25 protein-coding genes are annotated in these 26,179 nt (G+C 71.1%); 10 read left to right on the top strand and 15 right to left on the bottom strand.

What is annotated here, in order from left to right; translation table 11 throughout:
• Nucleotides 1-44 precede the first annotated feature (44 nt).
• The 3 genes from purE to BJ992_RS07105 form a co-directional block, all read right to left on the bottom strand.
• Complete coding sequence (gene purE / locus BJ992_RS07115; RefSeq protein WP_184979129.1) at nucleotides 45-578, bottom strand: 5-(carboxyamino)imidazole ribonucleotide mutase; 534 nt, start codon at nucleotides 576-578, stop codon at nucleotides 45-47.
• Nucleotides 578-1,690 (bottom strand): 5-(carboxyamino)imidazole ribonucleotide synthase, encoded by a 1,113-nt coding sequence (locus BJ992_RS07110; protein WP_184987686.1) that lies wholly within the window; start codon nucleotides 1,688-1,690, stop codon nucleotides 578-580. The genes purE and BJ992_RS07110 overlap by 1 nt, the downstream gene beginning before the upstream one ends.
• Before the next feature lie 108 nt (nucleotides 1,691-1,798).
• Nucleotides 1,799-2,770 (bottom strand): DUF8094 domain-containing protein, encoded by a 972-nt coding sequence (locus tag BJ992_RS07105; protein ID WP_184979128.1) that lies wholly within the window; start codon nucleotides 2,768-2,770, stop codon nucleotides 1,799-1,801.
• A 226-nt stretch (nucleotides 2,771-2,996) separates the two neighbouring features.
• Between BJ992_RS07105 and BJ992_RS07100 the strand changes: the two genes are divergently transcribed.
• A complete protein-coding gene (locus tag BJ992_RS07100) occupies nucleotides 2,997-3,596 on the top strand; it encodes a GtrA family protein (RefSeq protein WP_184979127.1) in 600 nt (199 codons plus the stop codon).
• Here BJ992_RS07100 and BJ992_RS07095 read toward each other — a convergent pair.
• The 8 genes from BJ992_RS07095 to BJ992_RS07060 form a co-directional block, all read right to left on the bottom strand.
• Nucleotides 3,580-4,851, bottom strand: coding sequence for a HAMP domain-containing histidine kinase (locus tag BJ992_RS07095; RefSeq protein ID WP_184979126.1), 1,272 nt, complete (start codon nucleotides 4,849-4,851; stop codon nucleotides 3,580-3,582). The genes BJ992_RS07100 and BJ992_RS07095 overlap by 17 nt on opposite strands.
• A 7-nt stretch (nucleotides 4,852-4,858) precedes the next feature.
• Nucleotides 4,859-5,527, bottom strand: a complete 669-nt coding sequence (locus BJ992_RS07090) for a response regulator transcription factor (RefSeq protein ID WP_030451323.1) — start codon at nucleotides 5,525-5,527, stop codon at nucleotides 4,859-4,861.
• Between the two features lie 216 nt (nucleotides 5,528-5,743).
• Nucleotides 5,744-6,232, bottom strand: a complete 489-nt coding sequence (bfr, locus tag BJ992_RS07085) for a bacterioferritin (protein ID WP_184979125.1) — start codon at nucleotides 6,230-6,232, stop codon at nucleotides 5,744-5,746.
• A 15-nt stretch (nucleotides 6,233-6,247) separates the two neighbouring features.
• Nucleotides 6,248-6,427, bottom strand: a complete 180-nt coding sequence (locus tag BJ992_RS07080; RefSeq protein WP_184979124.1) for a (2Fe-2S)-binding protein — start codon at nucleotides 6,425-6,427, stop codon at nucleotides 6,248-6,250.
• A 189-nt stretch (nucleotides 6,428-6,616) separates the two neighbouring features.
• Nucleotides 6,617-7,246: an MBL fold metallo-hydrolase gene (locus tag BJ992_RS07075; RefSeq protein WP_184979123.1), complete on the bottom strand. Its 630-nt coding sequence runs from the start codon at nucleotides 7,244-7,246 to the stop codon at nucleotides 6,617-6,619.
• Entirely contained in the window at nucleotides 7,243-8,328 is a 1,086-nt protein-coding gene (locus BJ992_RS07070) for an S-(hydroxymethyl)mycothiol dehydrogenase (protein WP_184979122.1), read from the bottom strand. The genes BJ992_RS07075 and BJ992_RS07070 overlap by 4 nt, the downstream gene beginning before the upstream one ends.
• A 107-nt stretch (nucleotides 8,329-8,435) precedes the next feature.
• Nucleotides 8,436-8,921 (bottom strand): PH domain-containing protein, encoded by a 486-nt coding sequence (locus BJ992_RS07065; RefSeq protein WP_343072526.1) that lies wholly within the window; start codon nucleotides 8,919-8,921, stop codon nucleotides 8,436-8,438.
• Between the two features lie 46 nt (nucleotides 8,922-8,967).
• On the bottom strand, nucleotides 8,968-9,792 hold the full coding sequence (locus BJ992_RS07060; protein ID WP_184979120.1) for a biotin--[acetyl-CoA-carboxylase] ligase: 825 nt from the start codon (nucleotides 9,790-9,792) through the stop codon (nucleotides 8,968-8,970).
• 163 nt (nucleotides 9,793-9,955) lie between these two features.
• On the opposite strand from BJ992_RS07060, the gene BJ992_RS07055 reads away from it, so the two are divergent.
• Together BJ992_RS07055 and fdhD are read left to right on the top strand one after the other, a co-directional pair.
• Nucleotides 9,956-12,169, top strand: coding sequence for an FdhF/YdeP family oxidoreductase (locus BJ992_RS07055; RefSeq protein WP_343072525.1), 2,214 nt, complete (start codon nucleotides 9,956-9,958; stop codon nucleotides 12,167-12,169).
• On the top strand, nucleotides 12,166-13,086 hold the full coding sequence (fdhD, locus tag BJ992_RS07050) for a formate dehydrogenase accessory sulfurtransferase FdhD (RefSeq protein WP_343072524.1): 921 nt from the start codon (nucleotides 12,166-12,168) through the stop codon (nucleotides 13,084-13,086). The genes BJ992_RS07055 and fdhD overlap by 4 nt, the downstream gene beginning before the upstream one ends.
• A 13-nt stretch (nucleotides 13,087-13,099) precedes the next feature.
• On the opposite strand, the gene BJ992_RS07045 is transcribed toward fdhD, so the two are convergent.
• The 3 genes from BJ992_RS07045 to BJ992_RS07035 all read right to left on the bottom strand — a co-directional run bounded on the left by BJ992_RS07045 (nucleotide 13,100) and on the right by BJ992_RS07035 (nucleotide 18,222).
• Nucleotides 13,100-15,718: a phosphoenolpyruvate carboxylase gene (locus tag BJ992_RS07045; RefSeq protein ID WP_246496548.1), complete on the bottom strand. Its 2,619-nt coding sequence runs from the start codon at nucleotides 15,716-15,718 to the stop codon at nucleotides 13,100-13,102.
• A 168-nt stretch (nucleotides 15,719-15,886) separates the two neighbouring features.
• Nucleotides 15,887-17,446: a hypothetical protein gene (locus BJ992_RS07040; protein ID WP_343072523.1), complete on the bottom strand. Its 1,560-nt coding sequence runs from the start codon at nucleotides 17,444-17,446 to the stop codon at nucleotides 15,887-15,889.
• Nucleotides 17,422-18,222 (bottom strand): ABC transporter ATP-binding protein, encoded by an 801-nt coding sequence (locus tag BJ992_RS07035; protein WP_184979118.1) that lies wholly within the window; start codon nucleotides 18,220-18,222, stop codon nucleotides 17,422-17,424. The genes BJ992_RS07040 and BJ992_RS07035 overlap by 25 nt, the downstream gene beginning before the upstream one ends.
• A 76-nt stretch (nucleotides 18,223-18,298) precedes the next feature.
• Here BJ992_RS07035 and BJ992_RS07030 point away from each other — a divergent pair, with 76 nt between their 5' ends.
• From BJ992_RS07030 to BJ992_RS07020, 3 genes are all read left to right on the top strand, one after another.
• Nucleotides 18,299-19,897, top strand: coding sequence for an acyl-CoA carboxylase subunit beta (locus BJ992_RS07030; RefSeq protein ID WP_184979117.1), 1,599 nt, complete (start codon nucleotides 18,299-18,301; stop codon nucleotides 19,895-19,897).
• Between the two features lie 10 nt (nucleotides 19,898-19,907).
• The gene (locus BJ992_RS07025; protein WP_184979116.1) at nucleotides 19,908-20,111 is read left to right on the top strand and encodes an acyl-CoA carboxylase subunit epsilon; all 204 of its coding nucleotides are present in this window, start codon (nucleotides 19,908-19,910) and stop codon (nucleotides 20,109-20,111) included.
• Between the two features lie 105 nt (nucleotides 20,112-20,216).
• Entirely contained in the window at nucleotides 20,217-21,161 is a 945-nt protein-coding gene (locus BJ992_RS07020; protein WP_184979115.1) for an NYN domain-containing protein, read from the top strand.
• Nucleotides 21,162-21,411: 250 nt separating this feature from the next.
• Here the strand turns inward: BJ992_RS07020 and BJ992_RS07015 are convergent, their stop codons facing one another.
• A complete protein-coding gene (locus BJ992_RS07015) occupies nucleotides 21,412-22,392 on the bottom strand; it encodes a LysR family transcriptional regulator (RefSeq protein ID WP_184979114.1) in 981 nt (326 codons plus the stop codon).
• 71 nt (nucleotides 22,393-22,463) lie between these two features.
• On the opposite strand from BJ992_RS07015, the gene BJ992_RS07010 reads away from it, so the two are divergent.
• The 4 genes from BJ992_RS07010 to BJ992_RS06995 all read left to right on the top strand — a co-directional run bounded on the left by BJ992_RS07010 (nucleotide 22,464) and on the right by BJ992_RS06995 (nucleotide 26,071).
• Entirely contained in the window at nucleotides 22,464-23,207 is a 744-nt protein-coding gene (locus BJ992_RS07010; RefSeq protein ID WP_184979113.1) for a class I SAM-dependent methyltransferase, read from the top strand.
• 10 nt (nucleotides 23,208-23,217) lie between these two features.
• A complete protein-coding gene (locus tag BJ992_RS07005; RefSeq protein ID WP_184979112.1) occupies nucleotides 23,218-24,045 on the top strand; it encodes a class I SAM-dependent methyltransferase in 828 nt (275 codons plus the stop codon).
• 75 nt (nucleotides 24,046-24,120) lie between these two features.
• Nucleotides 24,121-25,536: an AlkA N-terminal domain-containing protein gene (locus BJ992_RS32625; RefSeq protein ID WP_184979111.1), complete on the top strand. Its 1,416-nt coding sequence runs from the start codon at nucleotides 24,121-24,123 to the stop codon at nucleotides 25,534-25,536.
• 28 nt (nucleotides 25,537-25,564) lie between these two features.
• A complete protein-coding gene (locus tag BJ992_RS06995) occupies nucleotides 25,565-26,071 on the top strand; it encodes a methylated-DNA--[protein]-cysteine S-methyltransferase (protein ID WP_184979110.1) in 507 nt (168 codons plus the stop codon).
• Nucleotides 26,072-26,179 lie beyond the last annotated feature (108 nt).

The following is a 26,179-nucleotide window of genomic DNA, read 5'->3' as shown; positions in this document are numbered from 1 at the left end:
GTGCGAGGCCGGATCGGGTCGCGCCTGTGTCCGGTCCCTGAGCGTCAGGCGGGGCCGGTCTCGCGCATCTGTGCCGCCTCGGCGCGCAGGCGCTCGCCTTTGGCGTGCGCCTGGTCGCGCAGGTCGGCCTGGAAGGCTTCCACACGCGCACGCAGGGCCTCGTCGGAGGCGGCGAGCACGCGGACGGCGAGCAGGCCGGCGTTGCGCGCGCCGCCGATGGACACGGTGGCGACCGGGACGCCGGCCGGCATCTGGACGATCGACATCAGCGAGTCCATGCCGTCCAGGTACTTGAGCGGCACCGGCACGCCGATCACCGGCAGGGGGGTCACCGAGGCGAGCATGCCGGGGAGGTGCGCCGCACCGCCGGCCCCGGCGATGATCACCCGCAGGCCGCGGCCGGCGGCACGCTCGCCGTACGCGATCATCTCCTGCGGCATGCGGTGCGCCGAGACCACGTCGGCCTCGAACGGCACCCCGAACTCGGTCACCGCCTCGGCGGCGAGCCGCATCACCGGCCAGTCGGAGTCGCTTCCCATCACGATGCCGACAAGGGGGCCGACAAGAGGGCCGGCCATCAGACGTACTCTCCCGTCATCAGGTGCACCGCGGCGTGCCTCGCACGCGCGCGCACGTCGTCCACGTCGGTGCCGAGCGCCGTGACGTGGCCGATCTTGCGACCCGGCCGCACTTCCTTGCCGTAAAAGTGGATCTTGATGCCGGGGTCGTGCGCCATCACGTGCTCGTACCGCCGGTACACGTCGGGGTCCTCGCCGCCGAGCAGGTTCGCCATCACCACCACCGGCGCCACCGGGGACGGCGAGCCGAGAGGCAGGTCCAGCACGGCCCGCAGGTGCTGCTCGAACTGCGACGTCCGCGCGCCTTCGATCGTCCAGTGGCCGCTGTTGTGCGGCCGCATGGCCAGCTCGTTGACCACCACCCGGCCGCCGGGGAGCTGGAACATCTCCACCGCGAGCACCCCGGTCACCCCGAGCTCGTTGGCGATCTTCAGTGCGACGTGCTGCGCCTGCGCCGCGTGCTCGGGGTCGAGCCCCTGCGCCGGCGCGATCACCTCGACGCAGATGCCGTCCTTCTGCACCGTCTCGACCACCGGGTAGCTGACCCCCTGACCGTGCGGGGACCGCGCCACCACCACGGCCAGCTCCCGCTCGTACGGCACCAGCTCCTCCACGATCAGCGGCGTCCCGCTCGCCAGCACCTCCGCGGCCTCATCGGCCGAGGAGAACACCCAGACCCCGCGGCCGTCGTACCCACCGCGCGCCGCCTTGAGCACGAACGGCCGTCCGTGCTCCCGCGCGAACGCCTCCAGCTCACCCGCCGAGGCGACCCGGGCCCAGGCCGGACACGGCGCGCCGATCGCCGACAGCCGCTCCCGCATCACGGCCTTGTCCTGCGCGTGCACCAGCGCCGCGGCCCCCGGCCGTACCGCCACCTCGTCCGCCAGCGCCTCGACGTGCTCCGACGGCACATGCTCGTGGTCGAACGTCACCACGTCGCACCCGCGCGCGAACTCACGCAACGCCGCCAGGTCCCGGTAGTCCCCGATCTGGACCCCGCCGACCACCCGCGCCGCACTCTCGTCCGGCGCACCGGCCAGCACCCGCAGCTCCACCCCGAGCGCGATCGCCGCCTGCTGCGTCATCCGAGCGAGCTGCCCCGCCCCCACCATCCCGACAACCGGCCACCCGGCCGTCCTCCCGAGCCCCGCTTCTCCACTGGTCACACCGCCAAACCCTACCTATTGCCGTGGAGTGCCGGCGGAGGTGGTGGGGGCCGCTCAGAGAGTGATGTCGGCCAGGGTCCGGGAGAGGGCGATGGTGGTGAGTTTGCCGGTGGGGGTGACCTTGGTGGCTAGTTGGACCACTTCGGTGGTGTGGAGGGATTTGGGGGTGGTGGTGGCGGTGAAGGCCTTGGTGGTGGTGGAGGAGTACATGGGGTGTTTGAGGTTTTTGGTGGTGGATTTCTGGGTGTAGAAGATCTTGAAGCTGTGGAAGACGAGGGCTCCGCCGCCGGCGAGGGCCAGGGCCCTGGTGTCGTCGGGGATGAGCTGGATCTCGTAGCTGAGGCGGTCGGGGCGGACGGTGGCGGGTTTCTTGATCAGTTCTTTCAGGAGGAGGCGGACGGGGTCGGTGGAGGGGAAGGTGATGCCGGTCAGGCCGTAGCGGTCGGAGAGATAGGTGAGGTGCTTCTGGGGGACGAGGCGGGCTCGGACGCCGTCGTCGGGGTCGTCGGTGGGGACGACCCGGGTGGTGACGTCGGCGTCGAGCTCGGGGGGGTCGGTCGTGAGCTTCAACGGGCCGTACGCCACGCGCCAGTGGCCGTCCTCCTGCACGAAGACGGTGTAGGCGGGGTCGGGGTCACGGGCCAAGGCGACGAACCAGGGGGTTTCCTCGGGACGGTCGGGGACGTAGAACTCGGCGTCGCGGTAGGTGGGGCGGGAGGGAACCGGGCGGCCGCTCCGGGTGGCGTCGCAGCCACGGCCGCCCAGTTCGTTCTCCGCGGCGGTGGTGAGGAACAGCACCTTCGCGCAGTCGCGGGCCTTCCAGGCGTCGTCGAGCTCCTTGAGGGTGCCGAAGGCGGTCGCGGCGTCCTCGGGGCCTACGGTACGTCCGGCGGCGGTGGGGGGCTCGGCGGAGTCCACGTCGGGGGAGGGTGGCGTGTCGCCGCGCGCTCCGCAGGCGGCCAGCAGGACGAGGCCCGCTCCGAGTGCCGTCAGCCGGAGCAGCACTCCCTCAGGTCGACGTCGCACGCCGGGAGCCACCTCTCAGGGCACCGTGGAAAGCGCCACGGAAATGACCATGGAAAGCACCGTGGGAAACTGCGGCGCAGCCTAGCGCACGGCATCAGCGGCCAACCGGGAAAGTCGGGATATCTCGGTAGATGGACACTTAACGGCGGTGGACGGTCCGACGACAGGCGCACCGGACGGCCTGCCGGTAACCTGTAGGGGCTCTGGAACCCCTGAAAGGACCGTTGTGCAGCTCATTCGCCGCTTGTATGACCGGTTCTCGGCGCTGTTCCGAGAGCTCGCCAAGTTCGGCACCGTAGGGGCCCTCGCCTTCGTCATCGACTTCGGCGGGACCAACCTCTTGCGGTACGGAGTGCAGCTAGGACCCCTGACGTCCAAGGTCGGCGCCACGGTCATCGCGGCGACCTTCGCCTATCTGGCCAACCGGTTCTGGACGTGGCGCCACCGCGAGAAGTCGGGCCTCGCGCGTGAATATTTCCTTTTTTTTGTGCTCAACGGCATCGGCTTGTTGATCTCTCTGTTGATCATCGGATTCGTCGAATACACCCTCGGCTGGACCGACCCGCTGAGCTACAACGCGTCCATGATCGTGGGTACCGCGCTCGGCACTCTGTTCCGCTTCTGGTCCTACAAGAAGTGGGTCTTCCTGCCTCCGGAGCTCCCCCCGGTGGACCCGCACACCGGCCTCCCCGAGCTCGCCGGGAAGCCGCAGGAGTCCCCGGCGCCGCAGTCCACCCACGTCCCCCTCGACCATGTGCGGACCAAGCGGCTCCCCTCGGTGAACGGTCACGACGGCACGCAGCCCCACATCAAGCCGGGCCGCTGACCACCCGTTGCCGCGCCGTCTCCACGGCGGGTCGCAGGAACAACGCGAAGACCGCGGGCCGCGCGCGCACCAGCTCCAGCCGGCCCCCGTCGGACGCGGTGAGGGCACGGGCCAGCGTCAGCCCGAGCCCGGTGCCGCCGGCGCCGCTCACGTTGCGCTCGAAGACCCGGGTGCGCAGGTGCTCGGGGATGCCGGGCCCGCAGTCGGCCACCTCGATCACGATGGACCTGTCCGAGCTCCCCGTGGTGATCGTCACCGGGCCGTCGCCGTGCTCCAGAGAGTTCTCCAGCAGCGTCGCCAGCACCTGACTGAGCCCGCCTTTGGTGACCATGGCGTGCAGCCCGCGATCCCCGGCCAGCACCAGCTCACGCCGGGACCGGCGGAACGCGGGCTCCCATTCGGTGATCTGCTGGCCGAGCACCTCGTCCAGGTCGATGGCCTCGGTCTGCGCGTGCCGCTGGCGCCGTGCCGCGGCGAGCAGCTCGTCGATGACCTTGGTGAGCCGCTCCGCCTGGACGATCGCGGCCTCACCCTCCTCGCGGACGATCGCGGGCTGGGTGGCGGCGGCCACGATCTCCTCCAGCCGCATGGTCAGCCCGGTGAGCGGTGTGCGCAACTGGTGGGACGCGTCGGTGGCGAACTCCCGCTCACGGCTCAGCAGCTCGGAGATGCGCGTGGCGCTGCGGTCGAGCACCTCGGCCACCCGGTCCAGCTCGGGGATGCCGTAGCGGTGCCTGCTCGGCCGCGCGTCACCCGAGCCGAGGCGCTCCGCGATGCGCGCCAGGTCGAGCAACGGCAGCGCGAGCCTGCGGGACTGCACGACGGCGAGCGACACCGCGACCGCGAGGGCCAGCCCGGCCAGCGCCACGATGAGCATGAGCCATCCCCGGATGTTCCGCTCCACGTGCGCGCGGTCGCGGGTGATCCGGACGAAGACCCCGCTTTCGGACTGGGTCTCCTCGGTCATCTGCCGATCGGGGGGCGGTTCGGCGCCGACGACGACCGTCGGCCTGTCGCGGATGAAGATCTGGACGTACCTGGCGGGGTACTGCCGCTGCAGTTCGTCCGGATCGATGGGCCGATCCTCGATCGACGCGTATTCGACCTGGCTGAGCAGCAGTGTCGCCTGAGCCCGTAACTGCTGGGCCGCCTCGTCGTCGATGAGGCGGGTGACCACGAGCCCGAGCGGCACTCCGAGCAGCAGGACGGCGATAGCCGCGACCACCAGAGTCGAGGAGAGCAACCTCCGGCGCATTCAACGGCTATTCGCGCTCGAACCGGAAACCGACTCCTCGTACCGTGGTGATGTAGCGGGGCTTGGCGGCGTCGTCCCCCAGTTTGCGGCGCAGCCACGAGATGTGCATGTCGAGGGTCTTGGTGGACCCCCACCAGTTGGTGTCCCACACCTCGCGCATGATCTGCTCGCGGGTGACGACCTTGCCGGCGTCCCGCACGAGCACACGCAGCAGGTCGAACTCCTTGGTGGTGAGATGCAGCTCCTTGTCACCCATCCAGGCGCGCCGCGAGTCGGCGTCGATGCGCACCCCTTGGACCACGGGGGTCTCCGAGGTGCCGCGGCGCAGCAGCGCGCGGACACGCGCGAGGAGTTCGGCGAGCCGGAACGGCTTGGTCACGTAGTCGTCGGCGCCGGCGTCGAGACCGACCACGGTGTCGACCTCGTCGACACGTGCGGTCAGGATGAGCACGGGTGTGCCGTGCCCTTCGGCGCGGATGCGACGGGCGACCTCCAGCCCGTCCATTTCGGGTAGGCCCAAATCGAGCACGATGAGGTCGACGCCCCCGGACAGAGCCCGTTCAAGGGCCTGCGGGCCATCGGGGCTCACCTCCACCTGATAGCCCTCACGGCGCAGCGCGCGTGCGAGTGGCTCCGAGATCGAGGTGTCGTCCTCGGCGAGAAGTACGCAGGTCATAAAGCGATCGTAGGACCTTAGGCGATCGTTTCCCGGGTACAGCGCGCGGTTTGACTTGTCGTTGACCCAGCAATTGACCTGGGCAAAGACGGCGAAACAGGTGCGAGCCCGTACGCACCGGCCGGGGTCACCGGGAGCGCCTCGCGGCGCACCCCGGCACCCTTCCTACCCCGTACCGCGGCACATGTGACATGCCGCGGGGACCACCGGAAAGGATCAGTCTCCCGAAGAGGACGGAAGCTCCACGAAACGCTGGAGATAGAGCGGCTCACCGAGCTTCTCGAGCAGGTCGAGCTCGGTCTCCAGGTAGTCGATGTGGTGCTCCTCATCCTTGAGGATGTCCTCGAAGATGCGGGCCGAGGTGACGTCGCCACGCTCGCGCATGAGCTGGATGCCGGGACGCAGCCGCGCCACGACGCCGAGTTCGAGGTCCAGGTCGGCCTGGTGCTGCTCCTTGACCGTCTGGCCGATGTGCAGCGTGCCGAGCTTCTGGTAGTTGGGGAGCCCCTCCAGGAAGAGGATGCGGTCGGTCAGCACCTCGGCGTGCCGCATCTCGTCGATGGACTCGGCGCGGGTGTACGCCGCGAGCTTGGTGTATCCCCAGTGCTCCTGCATCTTGGCGTGCAGGAAGTACTGGTTGATGGCCGTGAGTTCGGAGGTCAGTTGCTCGTTCAGCAGAGCAATGATCTCTCTGTCCCCCTGCATTGCGGACCTTCCGATCTATGCGGTCGCGACGAGTTCCTCAGATCGCTTAAGGATCGCACAGATCTTCCGCACGCATGTCGCGCAGTCCTTGCCGGCGCCTGTGGTATCCCGGATCTGCCGTGCGCTCTTGGCACCCGCCTGGATGCAGGCGTGGACCTCGCTCTCGGTCACCGCCTGACAGATGCACACGTACATAGAAGGATATGCCCTTCGCTCAGCGTAGGTTAGGCATGCCTAAGATAGCGCATGCTTCTTAGGTTTGCCTATCCTTTTTCTACCGCGAAGACAGCCAGCGCATGTCCAGAAAATGCACCGTATGTGTACAAATACCGCACGCTCCGTGATCCTCACAGTAAGCGGAGGACCACGGAGCACGCTACGCGATCAATGACCCCGAGCGATCCATTCGTCCAGGTCAGGGGCCTCTGCGCCGATGCTGGTGGAATCGCCGTGCCCGGTGTGCACGACCGTCGCCGGCGGCAGCACCAGCAGCCGGTCCCTGATCGAGTCGATGATGGTGCCGAACGACGAGTACGACCGTCCGGTGGCTCCCGGCCCGCCGGAGAACAGCGTGTCGCCGCTGAACAGCACGCCGAGCTCCGGCGCGTACAGGCACACCGCGCCAGGCGAGTGGCCCGGAGTGTGCAGCACACGCAGCTCGGTGCCGGCCACCTCGATCGTGTCGCCGTCGGCGAGCGGCCGGAACTCCCGGCCGGTGCCGTAGACCGCCTCCCACAACATCGTGTCCGCCGGGTGCAGCAGCACCGGCGCGCCGGTGGCGTCGGCCAGCGCACCCGCGGCGTTGATGTGGTCGTTGTGGCCGTGCGTGCAGACGATGGCCGTGAGCCGCCGGCCCCCGACGGCCTCCTCGATCGCCTCGGCGTCGTGCGCGGCGTCGATCACCACGACCTCTATGTCGTCGCCGACCAGCCAGACGTTGTTGTCGACCTGCCAGGTACCGCCGTCCAGCGTGAACTCGCCGGAGGTGACGATCTTGGCGAGGCGCTTGGTCACAGGACCACCACCGAGCGCAGCACCTCGCCGCGGTGCATCTTGGCGAACGCGTCCTCCACCTCGCCGAGCGTGATCGTCTCGGTGACGAAGCCGTCGAGGTCGAGGCGGCCCTGCAGGTAGAGGTCGATGAGCATCGGGAAGTCGCGGCTCGGCAGGCAGTCGCCGTACCACGAGGACTTCAGCGACCCGCCGCGGCCGAACACGTCCAGCAGCGGCAGCTCCAGCATCATCTCCGGCGTCGGCACGCCGACGAGCACGACGGTGCCGGCGAGGTCGCGCGCGTAGAAGGCCTGCTTGTACGTCTCGGGACGGCCCACCGCCTCGATCACGACGTCGGCGCCGTGGCCGCCGGTGAGGTCCCTGATCGCCTCCACAGGGTCGGCGTCGCGCGAGTTCACGGTGTGCGTGGCGCCGAACCGCGCGGCCCATTCGAGTTTGCGGTCGTCGATGTCCACCGCGATGATCCTGGACGCGCCGGCCACCGACGAGCCGAGCACCGCGGCGCTCCCCACGCCGCCGCAGCCGATGACCGCCACGGTGTCGCCGCGGGTCACCCCGCCGGTGTTGATGGCGGCCCCGAGACCCGCCATCACACCGCAGCCGAGCAGCCCCGCGACCGCGGGCCTCGCCTCGGCACTCACCTTGGTGCACTGACCGGCCGCGACCAGCGTGCGCGACGCGAAGGCCCCGATGCCGAGCGCGGGGCTCAGCGGCGTGCCGTCCTCCAGCGTCATCTTCTGGCTCGCGTTGTGGGTGGCGAAGCAGTACCACGGCCGGCCCCGCAGGCAGGCCCGGCAGTTGCCGCACACGGCGCGCCAGTTGAGGATCACGTAGTCGCCGGGCTCCACGGCGGTCACGCCGTCCCCCACGGCCTCCACGACGCCTGCCGCCTCGTGGCCGAGCAGGAACGGGAAGTCGTCGTTGATGCCGCCTTCGCGATAGTGCAGGTCGGTGTGGCACACGCCGCACGCCTGAACGCCGACCACCGCCTCGCCCGGCCCCGGGTCGGGGACGATGACAGGCCGCAGCGACACGGCCTCGCCCTTGCCCCCGGCGATCACACCCTGGACTTCGTACGGCATGGTGGTCCTCCCTGTATCGACCTGTATCGCGGCGCATGACGGCGTCGATGGCGTTCAGAATGTTGACGGCACGTGACGGACGTCAAGTCCGCACGCGGACGGGCCGCTCACCGTCCGTCGATCTCGCCGTCCGCGGCGTCCTCGACCAGCCGGAAGAGCTCGGCGCGCACGGTCTGGATGCGCGGCACGTCCTTCAGTGTGATCTCCCCGTTGTCGGACGCCGACTCGACCACCAGCGTGCCACAGCCGAACAGACGCTCCGCGAACGTCTGGTCGGAACTCACGCTGTTGACCTTGGTGAGCGGGATGTCGTCCGCCGACTTGCTGAGGATGCCGGTGCTGATGTTGAACCGGTGCGTGGTGAGGGTGTACGACGTGGTCTTCCACCGCAGATACGGCAGGAACGACCACAGCACGAGCGCCACCACCGACACCACCGCCACGGCGATGTAGGCGTACCCGGCGTACTCGTAGTCACGGGGGATGAAGTAGATCGCCGCGCTCGACGCCGCGACGACGACCAGGAGCGCGAAGGCGGGGAGCACCAGGCGTTTCCAGTGCGGATGGAACGAGTGCACGACCCGCTCCCCCACCGTCAAATGATGTTCAGGCAGGACCATGCGGCAAATCGTCGCACGCTCACTCACCGGGACGCACGTGTACGACGTCGCCGGCGCTGAGCGTCTCCTCGGCTCCGTCCTCGGTGCGCACGACCAGGTGTCCCGCGACGTCCACCCCGGTCGCCGTACCCCGCAGGATCCGCTCCCCCGGCAGCTCCACCCGGACCTGCCTACCGACCGTGGCGCAGCCCGCGAGATAGGCCGCGCGCAGCCCGCTCGCGTCGGCGTCCCCCCCGGCGGCCACCCACTCGCGGTAGTGGGACTCCACCTCACGCAGCACGGCGCGCAGCAGCGGGTCGCGGTCGGCGTTCCCGGCCTGCTCCAGGGTCAGCGAGGTCGCGGCCGGCACCGGCAGCTCACCGGCCCGCAGGGAGACGTTCAGCCCCATGCCGACGACCACGGCGTCGTCGGCGCGTTCGGCGAGCACCCCGGCGAGCTTTCTCTCCCCGGCCAGCAGGTCGTTCGGCCACTTCAGGCGCGCGTCGACCTCCGAGACACGCCGGACGGCCGACGCGGCGGCCAGCGCGACGAGCAGCGTGACCCAGCCCTGCCGTGCGGCCGGCACCGGGGGCCGCAGCAGCATCGAGAAGGTGAGGCCGGAACGCGGCGGCGCCGTCCAGGTGCGGCCGAGCCTGCCGCGGCCGGCGACCTGGTGCTCGGCGACCAGCACGGCCCCTTCGCGTGCGCCTTCCCTCGCCTGCGCCGCGAGGTCGGCGTTGGTGGAGCCGGTGCGCTCCACCACGGTGATCGACGTCCACAGGCCCCCCGGCCGGACGAGAGCACGGCGGAGCGCGGCCTGCGACAGAGGTGGCCGTTCCAGGTCGGTGTACGGCGAGTCGGTCACGCGGCTGCCTCCTCTCCGGCGCGCGGCCCGTCCGTACGCCGTCGGCGGCCCGCGAGACCGTCGTATGGGGGCCTCTCGCTTCGGGACCGCGTGAGGGGTGATGCTATCTATGGGTATGCCCCGGAGCACCCGCGGGCGAAGGTCAGGAGCAGGTGAACATCAGGTGAGCAAGCGTCTGGACCCACGCAACTGGGCGAGCTGGAAGCCCTTCGGCATCGGGGAGCGCAAACCCAACAACTACCTGGAGTTGTGGAAGGCGTTCCGATCGGTCAAGGGCAACAGGCGGTACGCCTGGCGCATTCTCACCAAGGGGACCTGCGACGGCTGCGCGCTCGGCACGCGCGGCATGCGCGACTGGACGATGGACGAGATCCATCTGTGCAACATCCGCCTGCGCCTGCTCAAGCTCAACACCATGCCGGCGATGGACCCGGCCGTCCTCGCCGACGCGGCCGCGGCGGCCCGCCTGAGCAGTGCGCAGCTGCGCGACCTCGGCCGCCTGCCGTACCCCATGCTGCGCCGCCGCGGCGAGCCCGGCTTCACGCGGATCGGCTGGGACGAGGCGCTCGACCTGGCGGCCGAGCGGCTGCGCGGCGCGCGGCTCGGCACGTACCTGACCAGCAGGGGTGTGCCGAACGAGAACTATTTCGCCGCGCAGAAGGCCGTGCGCGCGCTCGGCACCAACTCGGTGGACAACGCGGCACGCATCTGCCACTCCCCCTCGACGGTGGCGCTGAAGCAGACCATCGGCGCGGCGGCCACGACGTGCTCGTACACCGACTGGATCGGGTCGGACCTCATCGTGTTCATCGGGTCCAACCCGTCGAACAACCAGCCGGTCGCGATGAAGTACCTCTACCACGCCAAGAAGTCCGGCACCCGGATCGTCATGCTGAACGCCTACCGCGAGCCCGGCATGGACCGCTACTGGGTGCCGTCCAACGCCGAGTCCGCGCTGTTCGGCACCAAGATCACCGATCATTTCTTCCCGGTGAACATCGGCGGCGACATCGGCTTCCTCAACGGCGTGCTCAAACACCTCGTCGAGCGCGACCTCGTGGACAAGAAGTTCATCGACGAGCACACCGCCGGGTTCGAGGACGTGCGCGCGTCGGTCGCCGAGCAGAGCTGGGAGGAACTGGAGGCGCTCAGCGGCGCCACGCGCGAGCAGATGGCGGAACTAGCCGAGATGCTCGGCGCGGCACGCTCGGCCGTGCTGGTGTGGTCGATGGGGATCACGCAGCACACGTACGGCGAGCGCAACGTGCGCGCCATCGTCAACCTGGCGCTCGCCAGGGGGTTCGTGGGCCGGGACAACTGCGGGCTGATGCCGATCCGGGGGCACAGCGGTGTGCAGGGTGGCGCCGAGATGGGTGCGTACGCGACGGGGCTGCCAGGCGGCCTGCCGATCACGCCGGCCAACGCGTCGCGGTTCTCCGAGGCGTGGGGGTTCGAGGTGCCGGACCAGCCGGGGCTCACCGCGACCGACATGATCGACGCGGCGCACGCCGGTGAGCTGGACGTGCTGATCTCCTCGGGTGGCAACTTCCTCGAGGTGCTGCCGGACCCGCGCTACTGCCGCGAGGCGCTGAGCCGGCTGAAGATGCGCGTCCACATCGACATCGTGCCGTCCAGCCAGATGCTCGCCGACTGCGACGGCGACGTGCTGCTGCTTCCCGCGCAGACGCGGTACGAGATGGAGGGAGGGGTGACCGAGACCTCCACCGAGCGGCGGGTCATCTTCTCCCCGGAGGTGCCGGGGCCGCGCGTCGGCGAGGCGTGGCCGGAGTGGAAGATCTTCACCGAGCTGGCGGCGCGCACCAGGCCCGAGCTGGCCGACCTGATCCGCTACCCGGGTGGCACGGCGCAGATCCGCCGCGAGATCGAGGAGGCGGTGCCGTTCTACCAGGGCATCGCCGCGCTGAAGGAGTTCGGCGACAACGTCCAGTACGGCGGACGGCACCTGTGCGCGGAGGGCCGGTTCCCCACGCCGGACGGCCTCGGCCGCTTCACCGTGGTCGACCCGCCGGCGCTCCAGCGGCCCGACGGGTCCTTCATGGTGGCCACGCGGCGCGGCAAGCAGTTCAACAGCATGATCCACGAACGCAGGGACGGCTTCAACGGAGCCACCCGCGACGCCGTGCTGATCAGCCCGTACGACGCCGACCGCCTCGGCCTGGCCGACGGCACCGAGGTGGAGCTGTCCGGTGCGGCGGGCCGTTTCACCGGCCGCGTGCTGCGCGCGCCGCTCACCCCCGGCAACCTGCAGATCCACTGGCCCGAAGGCAACGTGCTGCTGGACGTCACCCGCCGCTCCCCCGCGGCGCGCATCCCCGACTACAACGCCGTGGTCACCTTGAGGCGGACGGCGCCGTGAGCCACTCCGGTGACGCGCGCACGGTGGCCGAGGACGGGCCCGCCGTGGCGCGGGCACGGGACGTGGTGGCGCGGCGGCCGGGGCCGACCACCCGCGTACGCGTGCGGGTGGTGGCCGGTGACGCGGTCCGCGACCGGCGGGACGACCTCGCCACCGAGGAGCCGCTGGAGCTGCGGATCACGGCCGGCGGGGTGACCCGCACCTTGGCGGTGACGATGCGCACCCCCGGCGCCGACTTCGAGCTGGCCGCCGGTTTCCTGTCCGGCGAGGGCCTCGCCGGGCCGCAGGACATCGCCTCCATCGCGTACTGCACCGACGAGGACCTGCCGCCGGAGGCCAGGTACAACACGGTCACCGTGCGGCTGCGCGGCGAGGTGCCTCCCGACCAGCCCGCGCTGCACCGCCACTTCCTCACCTCGAGCGCCTGCGGCGTCTGCGGCACCGCCAGCCTGGACGCGCTGCGTTCCCGCCTCGGCACGCTGACCCCCGTCGCCGCCGGCCCGCCGCCGGTCCCCGCCGCGCTGCTCCACGAGCTGCCGGGACGGCTGCGCGAGGCCCAGGGGATCTTCGGCAAGACCGGCGGCCTGCACGCCGCCGGCCTGTTCACCTGGGACGGCGATCCGGTGGCCGTCCGCGAGGACGTCGGCCGTCACAACGCCGTGGACAAGCTCACCGGCTGGGCCCTGCTGAACGGCCGCCTGCCGCTCGCCGACCACATCATGGTGGTCAGCGGCCGGACCAGCTACGAGATCATGCAGAAGGCCCTCGCGGCCGGCGTCCCCATGGTCTGCGGCGTCTCCGCTCCGTCGTCCCTGGCCGTCGACCTGGCCCGCGACTTCGGCATGACCCTCGTCGGCTTCCTGCGCGACCACCGCTTCAACATCTACGCCGGCCCGTCCCGCGTCGCCACCGGGTGAGCACCGGGTGAGTTCAGCCGGTGTTCTGCAGGCCGGCGGCGACGCCGTTGACGCTGAGCAGCAGCAGGGTCTCCAGGCGTTCGCGCTCGTCGTCGGCGAGGTCGCCGTCGGCGCGCAGCGCGGACAGCGCGCGCAGTTGCAAGTGGGACAACGCGTCGACGTACGGGTCACGCAGCTGCACGGCGCGGGACAGGACGCGGCGGTTCTGCAGCAGGCGTGAGTGGCCGGTCACGGCGAGGACCAGCTCGCGGGTGCGGTCGTACTCGGCGAGCACCTGGCCGGCGAAGTCCTGCCTGCCGCCGAGCGCCAGGTAGCGTGCGGCGATGGCGCGGTCGGTCTTGGCCAGCGACATCTCGGCGTTGTCCAGCATGGCGGCGAACAGCGGCCACTCCTTGTACGCCTGCCGCAGCTCGTCGAGGCCGGGGCCGGGGGTGCCGTCCACGGCGCCGCTGGCGGCGAGCAGGCCGCTGCCGAGACCGTACCAGCCGGGGAGGTTGACGCGGGTCTGGGCCCAGGCGAACACCCACGGGATGGCGCGCAGATCGTCCAGCGAGCGCGGCGCGCCGAGGCCGCGGCGCGCGGGCCGCGAGCCGAGGCGCAGCGAGCCGATCTCCTCAAGAGGGCTGACCAGGGCGAACCACTCGGGGAAGCCGGGGGCCTCGGTGAGCGATCGGTATGCCTGCTCGGACGCGGCGGCGACCTGCTCGGCGACGGCGCGGTAGCGCGCGGCGGCGTCGCCGTTGCGGGTCTCCACCGACGGGATGGAGGCGAGCAGCACGGCGTTGGTGACCTGCTCGATGTGCCGCAGCGCGATGGCGGGGTGGCCGTACCTGGCGAAGATGACCTCACCCTGCTCGGTGACCTTGAACCGGCCGGCCACCGACCCGGGGGCCTGCGCGAGCACGGCGCGGTTGGCGGGGCCGCCGCCGCGGCCGAGCGCGCCGCCGCGGCCGTGGAACAAGGTGAGCCGCACGTCGTGTTCGGCGGCCCAGGCGGCCAGCTCGGCCTGCGCGTCGTACAGCTTGAGCGTGGCGGCGGCCGGGCCGAGCTCCTTGGCGGAGTCGGAGTAGCCGAGCATGACCTCCATGCGGCGGCCGTTGTCCTCCAGCCTGCGCCGCACGGCCGGGATCTCCAGCATGCCGGACAGCACGGAGGCGGAGTTGGCGAGGTCCGCGCCTGACTCGAACAGCGGCACGACGTCCAGCACGGGGGCCCGTGAGCCGAGCGCGTGGCCGGCGAGGTCGTACACCGCGGCGATGTCGGCGGCCGAGCGGGTGAACGACACGACGTACCGCGAGCAGGCGCGCACGCCGAAGCGCTCCTGGATCCAGGCGATCATGCGCAGCGTCGCCAGGACCTCCTCGGTGCGCTCCGAGCGCTCCCCCGAGGCGATCTCGGCGAGCGCCTGCGCGTGCACCTGCGAGTGCTGGCGCACCTCGAGCTCGGCCAGGTGGAAGCCGAACGTCTCGACCTGCCAGATCAGGTGCTGCAGCTCGCCGTACGCCTGCCGCGTCGCGCCGCTCGCGAGCAGCGACGACTGGCAGGCCCGCAGGTCGCGCAGCATGTCGCCGGGAGAGCGGTAGGCGAGGTCGAGGTCGCGCCGCCGGGTGGCGGCGACCCGCGCGGCGACGAACAGCAGCCACTGCCGGTGCGGCTCGCGGGGGGAACGCTTGCCGAGCTCGGACACGAGCTCGGGGTGGTCGTCGGCCGCCGCGGCGAGCAGGTCGAGCAGCTCGGGGCTCGGACCGCCGTAGGACGCGGACGTGGTGAGGGTGCGGCCGATGCGGGTCGCGGCGTTCTCGAGCGCGGTCAGCACGTGCTCGGCGTGGATCAGCACGGCCTCACGGGTGACACGTGAGGTGACGTTGGGGTTGCCGTCGCGGTCGCCGCCGATCCAGCTTCCGTACCGGATGTACGCGCGCGCGAGCGGCGCGCGGGTGCCGCTGCCGTCGGCGAGCGCGGCGTCCAGCGAACGGTAGATGCGTGGCACGGTGCGGAACAGGGTCTCGTCGAACGCCGCCATCGCGGTGCGGACCTCGTCGAGCGGGTCGAGCTTGGTGTGGCGCAGCTGCGCGGTGCGCCACAGCAGGTCGATCTCCTCGAGGAGCCGCCGGTGCGCCTCCTTGCGCTCGTGCGCGCCGCGTTCGGGGGAGTTGTACTCGGCGAGCTGCGCGCTGACCCGCTGGATCGCGGTGACCACGGCGCGGCGGCGCGCCTCGGTGGGGTGCGCGGTGAGGACGGGCCGGAACTCCAGCCCGTCGATCAGCCGGGACAGCTCCTCGGTGCCGAGCTCGTTCTTCAGCTCCGACACCGCGGCGTCCAGCGACTCCGGCAGCGGCGCCTCACCGGTGTCCCTGGCGCGCAGGGTGCGGATGCGGAAGTGCTCCTCGGCGAGGTTCACCAGGTGGAAGTAGCAGGTGAACGCGCGAGCGATCTGCACGGCGCGGTCGATCGGCCAGCCGGCGACCATCTCGGCCACCTCGTCGACCGATCTCTCGTGGCGGCGCGCGGCGATCACGGCCTTGCGCAGCCGCTCGACGTCGGCGAGCAGATCGGGACCGCCGTCCTCGGCGATCACACGGCCGAGCAGCTCGCCGAGCAGGCGCACATCGGCGCGTAGCTCGTCGGGCATCTCGGAGACGGCGCTGTGACGTTCTACGGCGGAACGCTCTTGTCGACGCGGAGCGGTGGCGGCCATACCCCGAAGGCTATCCACTGGTCCCCTTTCGCCGGACACCGGTCTCATCCATTGGACTAGACCACTTTGAACGGGAAATGTCCACGCGGGGAACGGGGGTGCTCAGGTGGGACGGGACACCGCGGCCATCAGTTCGGGAAGGCGCGGGAAGCCGATCATCGCGGCGACCCTGCGGCCTCCCGCCGCCACCAGCAGGCCGTACGGCACGGCGAGCACCGTGACCCAGGCGACGCCGAGGAACATGGGGAGCGCGATCGGCAGTGCGACCACACCGGTGGCGAGCAGCGCGCCGAACGACCCGGCGAACGCCACTCCACCCTGGCCGGGTGCGGCACTGGTGAACGCGTTGAGCCGCTCGGGGTAGGTGTACGGCAGCGTGACGCTGATCACCGACCCCACGCCGAGCGCCACCGCCAGCAGACCGGCGGAACCGAGCAGCGCCGGCACGGCCCAGACGATGTCCCCCGCGATCAGGGCCCCGGCCACGGACATGACGAGCAGCACCGGCACGGCGGCCAAGGAGACGGCGAGGTGCCGGCCGGCGAGGTCGGTGCGCAGGTCGTGCTCGCTGGAGTGCACCAGCGCGTTCATCCACAGAGCGCGGCCGTCCAGACCGAACGTGTTGGCCACCTGCAGGCCGATCATCAAGGCCGCCGTGGCCGCGGGGAACAGGGCCGCCGTGACACCGGTGAGCGGCGTGGGGCCGCTGGTCAGGGAGAACATCAGGATCACCGGCACCGTGAGGGCCGCCATCCAGCCGAGACGGCCGCGCGGCTCACGGCGCAGGTACTTGAGCTCCTTGGCCGCCACCGCGCCGATCATGCCGGCGGGGAGCAGCGCGTCCAGGCGGCTGCGGCGCACCGAGCCGACCTGCGTGGACGCGTCCGCGGTGACCATGATGCGCCGCAGCGTCGCGATCCACACCGCGCCGAGCGCGGCCACCACCAGCGCCACCGCCGCGAGGTCCGCCAGCGCCGCGAGACCGCCGTCGGCCATGGCGTGCGCCGCCATGCCTGGGGGGGTCCAGCGCAGCGTCCCCGCCAGTCGTTCCAGGATCACGCTCGGCGCGTCTCCGACGCCGCGGCCGATCAGCAGGTTGGGGATCTGCGGGAGCAGGACGAGGACGAGCACGCCGACCGCCAGCAGGTCGCGGCCACGGCGGGTGCGCAGCAGCCGGGACAGGGCCGTCGTGACCGCGCGGGACGCCACCACGCACAACGCGAACTGCAGCAAGGCGGCCACCACGCCGACCAGCAGCCCGCCGGGGCCGCGCGAGACGCCGATCACCGCGCCGGTGAGCAGGAGCAGCGTGGCGACCGGCCACGGGCCGACGACCGCGGCGGTGAACATGCCGGCGGCCATCTGGCGGGCCGTCAGGGGGAACAACGCGAGCCTGGACGGGTCGAGCGTGTCGTCCACGCCGAACGCCATCAGCGGCGCGAGCACCCAGGTCAAGGTGAGCAGGGTGAACACCAGCACGCCGGCGCCTGCGGCGACGTCGGCCGGCGCGAGCCGCAGCATGCTCAGCGCGGCGAGACCGCCGGTCCCCACCACGAACGCGGCCAGCAAGGTGAAGACGAAGCCCGCGATGCGCACCGTGTCGCCGCCGCGCAGGTTGCCGGCGATCAGCCGCAGTTTCAGGCCGGCGAAGAGCCGAGCCACGACAATCCCTCCTCGCTCGCGCCGTGACCCGACCTGGCGCCGACCAGCCGCAGGAACGCCTCGTTCAGGGTGAGCCCGCCACGCACCTGCGCCGTCGGGCCCTGCGCGACGATCTGGCCGCGGCTCATCACCGACACCCAGTCGCACAATCGCTCGACGAGCTCCATGACGTGACTGGAGAAGACGATCGTGGAGCCGGACGCGGTGTAGCGGCGCAGCACCTCGATCAAGGTGTCGGCGCTCACCGGGTCGACGCCTTCGAACGGCTCGTCCAGGAACAGCACCTCGGGGTTGTGCAGCAGCGCGGCGGCGAGACCGATCTTCTTGCGCATGCCGGTGGAGTAGTCGACGACCAGCTTGTCCGCCGACCCCGCGAGGTCCATGACCTTGAGCAGTTCCTCGGCGCGCCTCGCCACCTCGCCGGTGGGTATGCCGCGCAGCCGGCCGTTGTACATCAGCAGCTCACGGCCGGACAGCCGCTCGAACAGCCGCAGGCCCTCGGGCAGCACGCCGACGCGGGACTTCACGAGCACCGGGTCGCGCCACACGTCCGCGCCGCCGACCGTCGCGACCCCGGCGTCGGGACGCAGCAGGCCGGTGATCATGCCGAGTGTGGTGGTCTTCCCCGCGCCGTTCGGGCCGACGAGCCCGGCGAAGCTTCCCTTGGGGACCACGAGATCGGCGCCGGCGACCGCCACCTGACCGCCGAACCGCTTGACCAGACCGTACGTGCGCACCGCCTCGGACAGGGTCGGCCTGTCCCCCATGTCGGTCATGACCGTCACTCTAATCGCCGTCACCACGTGCCGAGTCGGCTCACCGCGCCGGATCGGTGACGGATAACCTACGCACATGAGCGCTGAGCCGGTGTCGCCGCCTGAGAGCGTCGACGTGCACACGACCGCTGGCAAGATCGCCGATCTGGAGCGTCGGCAGTACGAGGCGACGCACGCCGGGTCGTCGCGCGCGGTGGAGAAGCAGCACGCCAAGGGCAAGATGACCGCCAGGGAGCGGCTGGTCGCCTTCCTGGACGAGGGGTCGTTCGTCGAGTTCGACGAGCTGGCGCGGCACCGCGCCACCGCGTTCGGCATGGAGCGTGACCGGCCGTACGGCGACGGCGTGGTCACCGGCCACGGCACGGTCGACGGCCGGCCGGTGGCGGTGTTCGCGCAGGACTTCACGGTGTTCGGCGGCTCGCTCGGCGAGGTCTTCGGCGAGAAGATCGTCAAGGTGATGGACCACGCGCTCAAGACCGGCTGTCCCGTGGTCGGCATCAACGACTCCGGCGGCGCGCGCATCCAGGAGGGTGTGGTCGCGCTCGGCCTGTACGCCGAGATCTTCAAGCGCAACGTGCACGCCTCCGGCGTCATCCCGCAGATCTCCCTGATCATGGGGCCGTGCGCCGGCGGCGCGGTGTACTCCCCCGCGCTGACCGACTTCGTGCTGATGGTCCGGGAGAAGTCCCACATGTTCATCACCGGGCCCGACGTCATCAAGACGGTCACCGGTGAGGAGGTCACGTTCGAGGAGCTCGGCGGCGCGCACACCCACAACTCGCGCTCCGGCGTCGCGCACTACGAGGCGGCGGACGAGGCCGACTGCCTGGAGTTCGCCAAGGCGCTGCTGTCGTACCTGCCGTCCAACAACATGGACGAGGCGCCGGTGTTCGACACCGAGGCCGAGCTCACCGTCACCGACGCCGACCGCGAGCTGGACACGCTGATCCCCGACTCGGCCAACCAGCCGTACGACATGCACCAGGTCATCGGACATGTCCTGGACGACGGCGAGTTCCTGGAGGTCCACGCCGGGTTCGCCCCCAACATCGTCGTCGGGTTCGGCCGGGTCGAAGGTCACTCGGTGGGGGTGGTCGCCAACCAGCCCATGAGCTTCGCCGGCACGCTGGACATCGCGGCGTCGGAGAAGGCCGCGCGGTTCGTCCGCACCTGCGACGCGTTCAACATCCCGGTGCTGACCTTCGTGGACGTGCCGGGTTTCCTCCCCGGCACCGACCAGGAGTGGAACGGCATCATCAGGCGCGGCGCCAAGCTGCTGTACGCCTACGCCGAGGCCACCGTGCCGCTGGTCACCGTGATCACGCGCAAGGCGTACGGCGGCGCGTACGACGTCATGGGGTCCAAGCACCTCGGCGCCGACGTCAACCTGGCGTGGCCGACCGCGCAGATCGCCGTCATGGGGGCCCAGGGAGCGGTCAACATCCTGTACCGGCGTGAGCTGGCCGCCGCCGAGGACCCCGAGACCGAGCGCAAGGCGATGATCACGCAGTACGAGGACACGCTGGCCAACCCGTATCTCGCGGCCGAGCGCGGCTACGTGGACGCGGTGATCAGGCCCGCCGACACCCGGGTGCAGGTCGTCCGGGCCCTGCGCGCGCTGCGCAACAAGCGCGCCGGGCTGCCTCCCAAGAAGCACGGCAACATCCCGCTGTAGGAGGAGCGCCATGGAGCAGCCGTATCTCAGGGTCGTGCGCGGCGACGCCACCCCCGAGGAACTCGCCGCGCTCGTGATCGCTCTCACGACAAGGGACGCGGCACCCGAGCGAACCCCGCGAAAGCCAGCTATGTGGCGAAGCCCCGCACACCAGATGAGAACCGGGCTGCCGCACGGACCAGGAGCGTGGCGTGCGAGCTCGCGACCCCATTAGATCTTCAGAAGTTGGGTGTCAACCGCCCTGAGAGTTGGGACTATCTAGAAATGGGGGAATATAGTCAGCCGATCATCGTCTAACGCCGAGGCCCTGGAGGAACGCATGGCAATCCCGGACCTCACACCGCATCCTGTGGCCGCCAAATACGCCATCCTGGTGGACGTCGGCTACCTGTACGCGGCGGCGGGTGAGGTCCTCCTCAGCGCCAGGGAGCGCAAGGAATACCGCGTGGCGGCCGACGAGCTGATCCAGGCGCTCAAGAAGCACGCCATGGAGCGCATCCCCGGCGAGTTGCTGCGCATCTACTGGTACGACGCGGCCCGTGACCGCGTCCCGACGGTCGACCAGCGTGTCATCGCGCAGCTCCCCTGGGTCAAGGTCCGCCTCGGCAACCTCAACGCGCGCGGCCAGCAGAAAGGCGTGGACGCGCAGATCCGCAGCGACCTGGAGGCCCTGGCCCGCCACCACGCGGTCAGCGACACCGTCCTCATCGCCGGGGACGAGGACATGGTCCCGGCCGTGGAGGCCGCGCAGGCCTACGGCGTCCGCATCCACCTGTGGGGGGTCGAGCCGCCGTACGGGACGAACCAGGCCGAGCGTCTCGTGTGGGAGTCCGACACCGTCGAGGAGCTCGGCGCGGACGTCCTGCGTCCGTACTTCAGCCGTGCCGCGCAGGTCGTCCCCGCCGTCCCTCCCGCGCCGTCTCCCGCACAGGTGTTCGCCGGCCGCACGCAGGTCACCGCCAAGCCCGTCATGAAACAGACCGGCCAGGTCACCAAGCTCGGCCCGAGCCGTCCCCGGGTCGAGGAGGTCGGCGAGCACGTCGCGCAGAAGTGGATCCTCACCCGCGGCCGCGACAACATCCGCGACCTCCTCCCCGGCCCGCTCCTGCCGACGGTGATCGACACCGAGCTCCTCATCGAGGCCGAGAAGGAACTCGGTCACTCCCTGCGTCCCTACCCCGAGGCGCGCGTGTGGCTGCGCGACGGCTTCTGGGCCCGCGTCTACCGCGAGTTCGACCTCGGCGTCGGCATCTCCACCAAATAGCTCCTCCCGCTCGGCGTACCGGCCCGCGCGTTCCGTCCGCTTGTGCGGGGGAATGCCTGGCGGGCCGGAGTCGCTGCTCTCCGACCCGCCAGACGGCACACGCGGCATTCCGAAATCACGTCATATACGGAATCACATGACTCACGGCCTCGGATGAAAAGTATTCAGGAGAATACGGGTCCAAGGATAATGATTGTTGTTCATACCGGTCATGTCCTACGGGTATACCGCATTCCGGTGAACCGATGACTCAGGCTTCCTGCTGCCTGCGTGCCTTCCTCGGGTAGCGCTGCGAGCCCGTCAGATCGGTGAGAATGTCCAGCATGGCCGTCACGGCGGGGGCGCGGAACGGCGGGGCCGCGGTGGCGGCGTAGAGGCGGCGGGTGGGGAGAGCCGGGGTGACGGGGAGCACGACGACGTCGCCGCGCATCGCGGTGTGCGCGAGGGTCGGCACCAGCATGACGCCGGCGCGGGCCGCGACCAGGGCCTGCTTGCCGTTCCAGTCGTCGCACCACAGGCCGACGCGCGGCTCGGCGCCGAGCGCCTCGGCGAGCGGGGTCATCGGCCCGAGGCAGTCGGGATGCGCGCCGTCGATCCAGGTCTCGGCCGCGAGGTCCGACAGGTTGACCCGCTGGCCGCGGGCCAGCCGGTGACCGGCGGGAAGAGCGATGCGCAGTTCCTCGTCGAGCAACGGGACCAACTCGACACCGTCGAGCGCGACACGGCGGGGGCTCTCGCCGGGTGAGGCGTACCTGGCGGTCTCGCCGTCCTCGTACAGGTGCCAGTGGGTGATCAGCTCCAGGTCGAGCCGGCCCTCGCGCACGTCACGCAGCGGTGGTGTCTCCTCCGCGCGCAGCAGGCTGAGGGACACGCCGGGGTGCGCGTCGGTGAACCGGCGGATGGCCTCCGGCACCAGGAAGGCGTTGGCGCTCGGGAACGCCGCGAGCCGCAGCGCGCCGGACTGCAGATCGGCGAACGACGTGAGCCGTGCCTCCAGCGCACGCAACCCGGCGAGCGTGTCGAGGGCCATCTCGACCGCGACCTCGCCGGCGGGGGTGGCGCGCACCCCGCGCGGCACCCGGCTGAACAGGCGCACACCGAGCCGTCTCTCCAGTCCCGCGATCTGCCGGGACACGGCCGGCTGGGTCAGGGACAGCGCCTCGGCGGCGGCCGAGAACGACCCGTGCTCGCCGACCGCGGCGAGCACCTGGAGCGACCAGGTGTCAAGCATGCACTGACCTTATACGTCCCCGTACCAACCCGCACTTGTCCTCATGGGTTCGCCGGTCAAGGCTTGATGTCATGCGACCCTCACTCCACGACGCGCCGGCCGACGTCACCTCCGCCGGCATCGCCGACCAGATGGCCTTCCTCACCAGGTGGCTGCCGGCCGCACCGTCCCGCGTCCTCGACGTGGGCTGCGGACACGGCGACCTCGCGCTCGCGCTCCGCGCGGCCGGTCACACGGTGACGGCCGTGGACATCGACACCACGGCCGTGTCGGCGGCCGTGCTGCGCGGCGTCGACGCGGTACGGGCCGACTTCGCCGCCTACGACGACGACCCGTTCGACGCGGTCGTGTTCTCCCTGTCCCTGCACCACATGAGCCGGCTCGCCAAGGTGGCCGGTCGGGCACGGGCCCTGCTGCGGCCCGGCGGCATGGTGCTCGTCGACGAGTTCGCCTGGGAACGCGCCGACGGCGCCACCGCGACGTGGTTCCACGACATGGCGGCCGTACTGGACTCCGCCTTCACGAACGCGCCACCGGATCGCCGTCCTCTCGCCGAGGACCCCTACGCGCACTGGATCAAGCAGCACCGGTCCCTGCACCCCGGCGAGACCATGATCGCGGCGATCGGCGTCCACTTCGAGATCCGCCGGGCCACCCGCGGCCCGTACCTGCACCGTTACCTCACCGACCGGCTCACCGACAACGAGGCCGGCGCGCGGGTCCACACCATGCTCCGGCGCATCGAGCGCCAGCGGATCCTCGGCGGTGGCCTGGCCGCCGTCGGCCTGCGGCTCGTCGCGCAGGCCACGAACTGAAAGGCACGACATGGACGAAACACTCAACACGGTTCAGGCGGACGCCTGGAACGGCCCCGAAGGGGACAACTGGGCCGAACACAGCGAACGAGGAGACGCCGGTGAGATCACCGACGCGCTGCTGGCGGCCGCCGCCGTCGGACCGCACGACCACGTCCTCGACATCGGATGCGGCACCGGTGAGACCACTCTCATCGCGGCGTCGCGAGCGCCACAGGGGCGCGCTCACGGCGTCGACCTGTCCGACGTCATGCTCCGCCGCGCCAAGGAGAGGGCCGCCGCCGCGGGTCTCGCCAACGCGACGTTCCTGCGCGCCGACGTCCAGTGCCACCCGTTCGTCCCCGGTTCGTTCACCGTGGCGATCAGCCGCTTCGGTGTCATGTTCTTCGCCGACCCCGTGGCCGCCTTCGCCAACGTCGCCACGGCCCTGCGCTCCGGCGGCCGCCTCGTCTTCGTCTGCCCCGGCCCCATGAGCGCCAGCCCCTGGTACACCACCCCCATGACGGCCCTGTGCCACCACCTCGGCCGGCCCGGCCTCCCCGACTCGTCGATGTTCTCCCTGGCCGACCCCGTCCACATCACCACCGTCCTGCACAGGGCCGGCTACACCGACGTCCGCGTCAAACCCCTGCGGGCTCCACTCGGCTTCGGCCCCGACCTCACCACCGCCACCGGCTTCTACCTCAACAGCGGCCCGCTACGAGCCCTCCAGGAGACCACCGGCCTCACTCAGGAAACCGCGCGCCACATCCTCGCCGAAGCCCTGCTCCCGCACCTGACCCCGGCCGGCGTACAGATCTCCGGCACCCACTGGCTGGTCGAGGGCACACGCGACTGACAGCGCTCCCCGCGGTCACGGCGAGGTCCGTTTTCCGCCGGTGGTCCGCGGGGAGCAGCGCCTATCGTCGTACACGTGACCCCACAGACGCTCGACTTCGACTCGTGCTACCGCGCGGTCAGCGCACGCGACACACGATTCGACGGACGGTTCTACACGGCCGTCACCTCGACCGGGATCTACTGCCGGCCCATCTGTCCCGCGCGCACACCGGCCCGGCGGAACGTGCGGTTCTACCGGCACGCGGCGGCGGCCGAGGCGGCCGGGTTCCGGCCGTGCCGGCGCTGCCGTCCCGAGCTCAGCCCCGGCGACCCCGGGTGGGACGTGCACTCCGACCTGGTGGGCCGCGCGTTGCGGCTCATCGACGACGGGGTCGCCGACGAGTACGGCGTGACGGGCCTCGCGGACCGGTTGCACGTCACGCCGCGCCACCTGCTGCGGACCTTCACCACGCGCCTCGGCGCCGGGCCGCTCGCGGTGGCGCGCACCCGGCGGCTGCTGCTGGCCAAGCAACTGCTCACCGAGACGGCGCTGCCGGTGACCGACGTGGCGTTCGCGGCGGGGTTCGGCAGCGTCCGCCAGTTCAACGCGAGCATGCGCGAGGCGTACCGCTTCTCCCCCACCGACCTGCGGGCCGCCGCCGGACGGCCGCCGGACGCCGGCGGAGCGGTGACACTGCGCCTCGCGTACCGGGGGCCGTACGACGCCGAGGCGATGTTCGCGTTCCTCGCGGCGCGTGCCGTACCCGGCGTCGAGGACGCCGGCCCGGACCACTACCGGCGCGCCGTCCCCGGCGGAGTCGTCACGGTGACCCCCGCCGCGGGACACCTGAAGCTGTCGGTCACCCTGGACGACACCCGGCGGCTCGCGCGGATCGTGGCCCGCTGCCGCCACCTGTTCGACCTGGACGCCGACCCGCACGCCATCGCCGCGGCCCTCGGCCCCACCGCGCTCGCCCCGCTGCTCGACCGGCGTCCCGGCCTGCGTGTGCCAGGCGCGTTCGACGGCTTCGAACTCGCGGTCCGCGCCGTCGCCGGCCAGCAGATCTCGGTCTCCGGAGCCCGCACCCTGCTCGGCCGCATCGCCGCGAGAGCAGGCACCGCCGTACGTCCCCCCGCCGACGGCACCCCCCACCTGCTCTTCCCGACCGCGGCCCGGCTCGCGGAGACCGACCTCGGCGGGCTCGGCCTGACCACCCGTCGCGTGGAAACCCTCAGAACGCTGGCCACTCTCGTCGCCGCCGGCGACCTCCACCTGGACGGCGGCGCCGACCCCGCCGACACCGCGGCCCTGCTCATGACCGTCCCCGGCATCGGTCCCTGGACCACCGGCTACGTCACCATGCGCGCGCTGCGCGACCCCGACGCCTGGCCCGCCAAGGACCTCGTCCTGCTGCGCGCCATGGAGTCACTGGACATCCCCGGCCACGAGCCCGACCGCTGGCGTCCCTGGCGGGCCTACGCCGCCGTCCATCTCTGGCACGCCTCCTGACCCCGGAACCCCACCCCTGGAGCTCATCATGACCATCGACGCGCAGGTCCTCCCGACCCCCACCGGCCCCCTGTCGCTGCTCACCCACGACGACGTCCTCGTGGCGGCGGGCTACACCGCGGACCCCGCCGAGATGCACACCCGCCTCCCCGAATCCTTGCGGGCTCTCCCCCTGCGCCAGGTCGCCGACCTCGGCAAACCCACCCAAGCGGTACGCGACTACCTGGACGGCGACCTCTTCGCGCTGGACGCCGTAGCGCTGGAGCAACCCGGCACCCCCACCCGCCTGCGCCTCCTCACCGCGCTGCGCGCCGTCCCCGCGGGCACCACGATCACCTACGCCGACCTGGCCGAGCAGGCGGGCCTCCCACGGACCGCCGCGCGCGCCGCCGGCTCCGCCTGCGCACAGAACCTCATCGCCCCGTTCGTCCCCTGCCACCGCATCCTCCCCGCCACCGGCAACCGCCGCTTCGGCGGCTACTACTACGGCACCGCCGTCAAGGAATGGCTGCTCCGCCACGAGGGGGCCATCTAGGCGGCTCACCGGATCGGCAGGCGGGCCACGGACGCGCTGATCGCACGTTTTCCCCCATGCTCGACCAGTCCCACCCGTCCCTCGGTAGAGTTGCGTCACCGCCAACCC

Origin of the sequence: Sphaerisporangium rubeum (genome assembly GCF_014207705.1) — a bacterium.
In the GTDB taxonomy this organism is placed as follows: domain Bacteria; phylum Actinomycetota; class Actinomycetes; order Streptosporangiales; family Streptosporangiaceae; genus Sphaerisporangium; species Sphaerisporangium rubeum.
This window is presented reverse-complemented; position numbering and strand designations above follow the sequence as displayed.

Bases quoted from the DNA above. Each gene is read 5' to 3' on its own strand.
- purE (WP_184979129.1), bottom strand. From the start codon at position 578: ATGGCCGGCCCTCTTGTCGGCCCCCTTGTCGGCATCGTGATGGGAAGC.
- BJ992_RS07110 (WP_184987686.1), bottom strand. From the start codon at position 1,690: ATGGTGGGGGCGGGGCAGCTCGCTCGGATGACGCAGCAGGCGGCGATC.
- BJ992_RS07095 (WP_184979126.1), bottom strand. From the start codon at position 4,851: ATGCGCCGGAGGTTGCTCTCCTCGACTCTGGTGGTCGCGGCTATCGCC.
- BJ992_RS07090 (WP_030451323.1), bottom strand. From the start codon at position 5,527: ATGACCTGCGTACTTCTCGCCGAGGACGACACCTCGATCTCGGAGCCA.
- bfr (WP_184979125.1), bottom strand. From the start codon at position 6,232: ATGCAGGGGGACAGAGAGATCATTGCTCTGCTGAACGAGCAACTGACC.
- BJ992_RS07080 (WP_184979124.1), bottom strand. From the start codon at position 6,427: ATGTACGTGTGCATCTGTCAGGCGGTGACCGAGAGCGAGGTCCACGCC.
- BJ992_RS07070 (WP_184979122.1), bottom strand. From the start codon at position 8,328: ATGCCGTACGAAGTCCAGGGTGTGATCGCCGGGGGCAAGGGCGAGGCC.
- BJ992_RS07045 (WP_246496548.1), bottom strand. From the start codon at position 15,718: ATGCCCGACGAGCTACGCGCCGATGTGCGCCTGCTCGGCGAGCTGCTC.
- BJ992_RS07035 (WP_184979118.1), bottom strand. From the start codon at position 18,222: ATGACCGACATGGGGGACAGGCCGACCCTGTCCGAGGCGGTGCGCACG.
- BJ992_RS07030 (WP_184979117.1), top strand. From the start codon at position 18,299: ATGAGCGCTGAGCCGGTGTCGCCGCCTGAGAGCGTCGACGTGCACACG.
- BJ992_RS07025 (WP_184979116.1), top strand. From the start codon at position 19,908: ATGGAGCAGCCGTATCTCAGGGTCGTGCGCGGCGACGCCACCCCCGAG.
- BJ992_RS07020 (WP_184979115.1), top strand. From the start codon at position 20,217: ATGGCAATCCCGGACCTCACACCGCATCCTGTGGCCGCCAAATACGCC.
- BJ992_RS07015 (WP_184979114.1), bottom strand. From the start codon at position 22,392: ATGCTTGACACCTGGTCGCTCCAGGTGCTCGCCGCGGTCGGCGAGCAC.
- BJ992_RS07010 (WP_184979113.1), top strand. From the start codon at position 22,464: ATGCGACCCTCACTCCACGACGCGCCGGCCGACGTCACCTCCGCCGGC.
- BJ992_RS07005 (WP_184979112.1), top strand. From the start codon at position 23,218: ATGGACGAAACACTCAACACGGTTCAGGCGGACGCCTGGAACGGCCCC.
- BJ992_RS06995 (WP_184979110.1), top strand. From the start codon at position 25,565: ATGACCATCGACGCGCAGGTCCTCCCGACCCCCACCGGCCCCCTGTCG.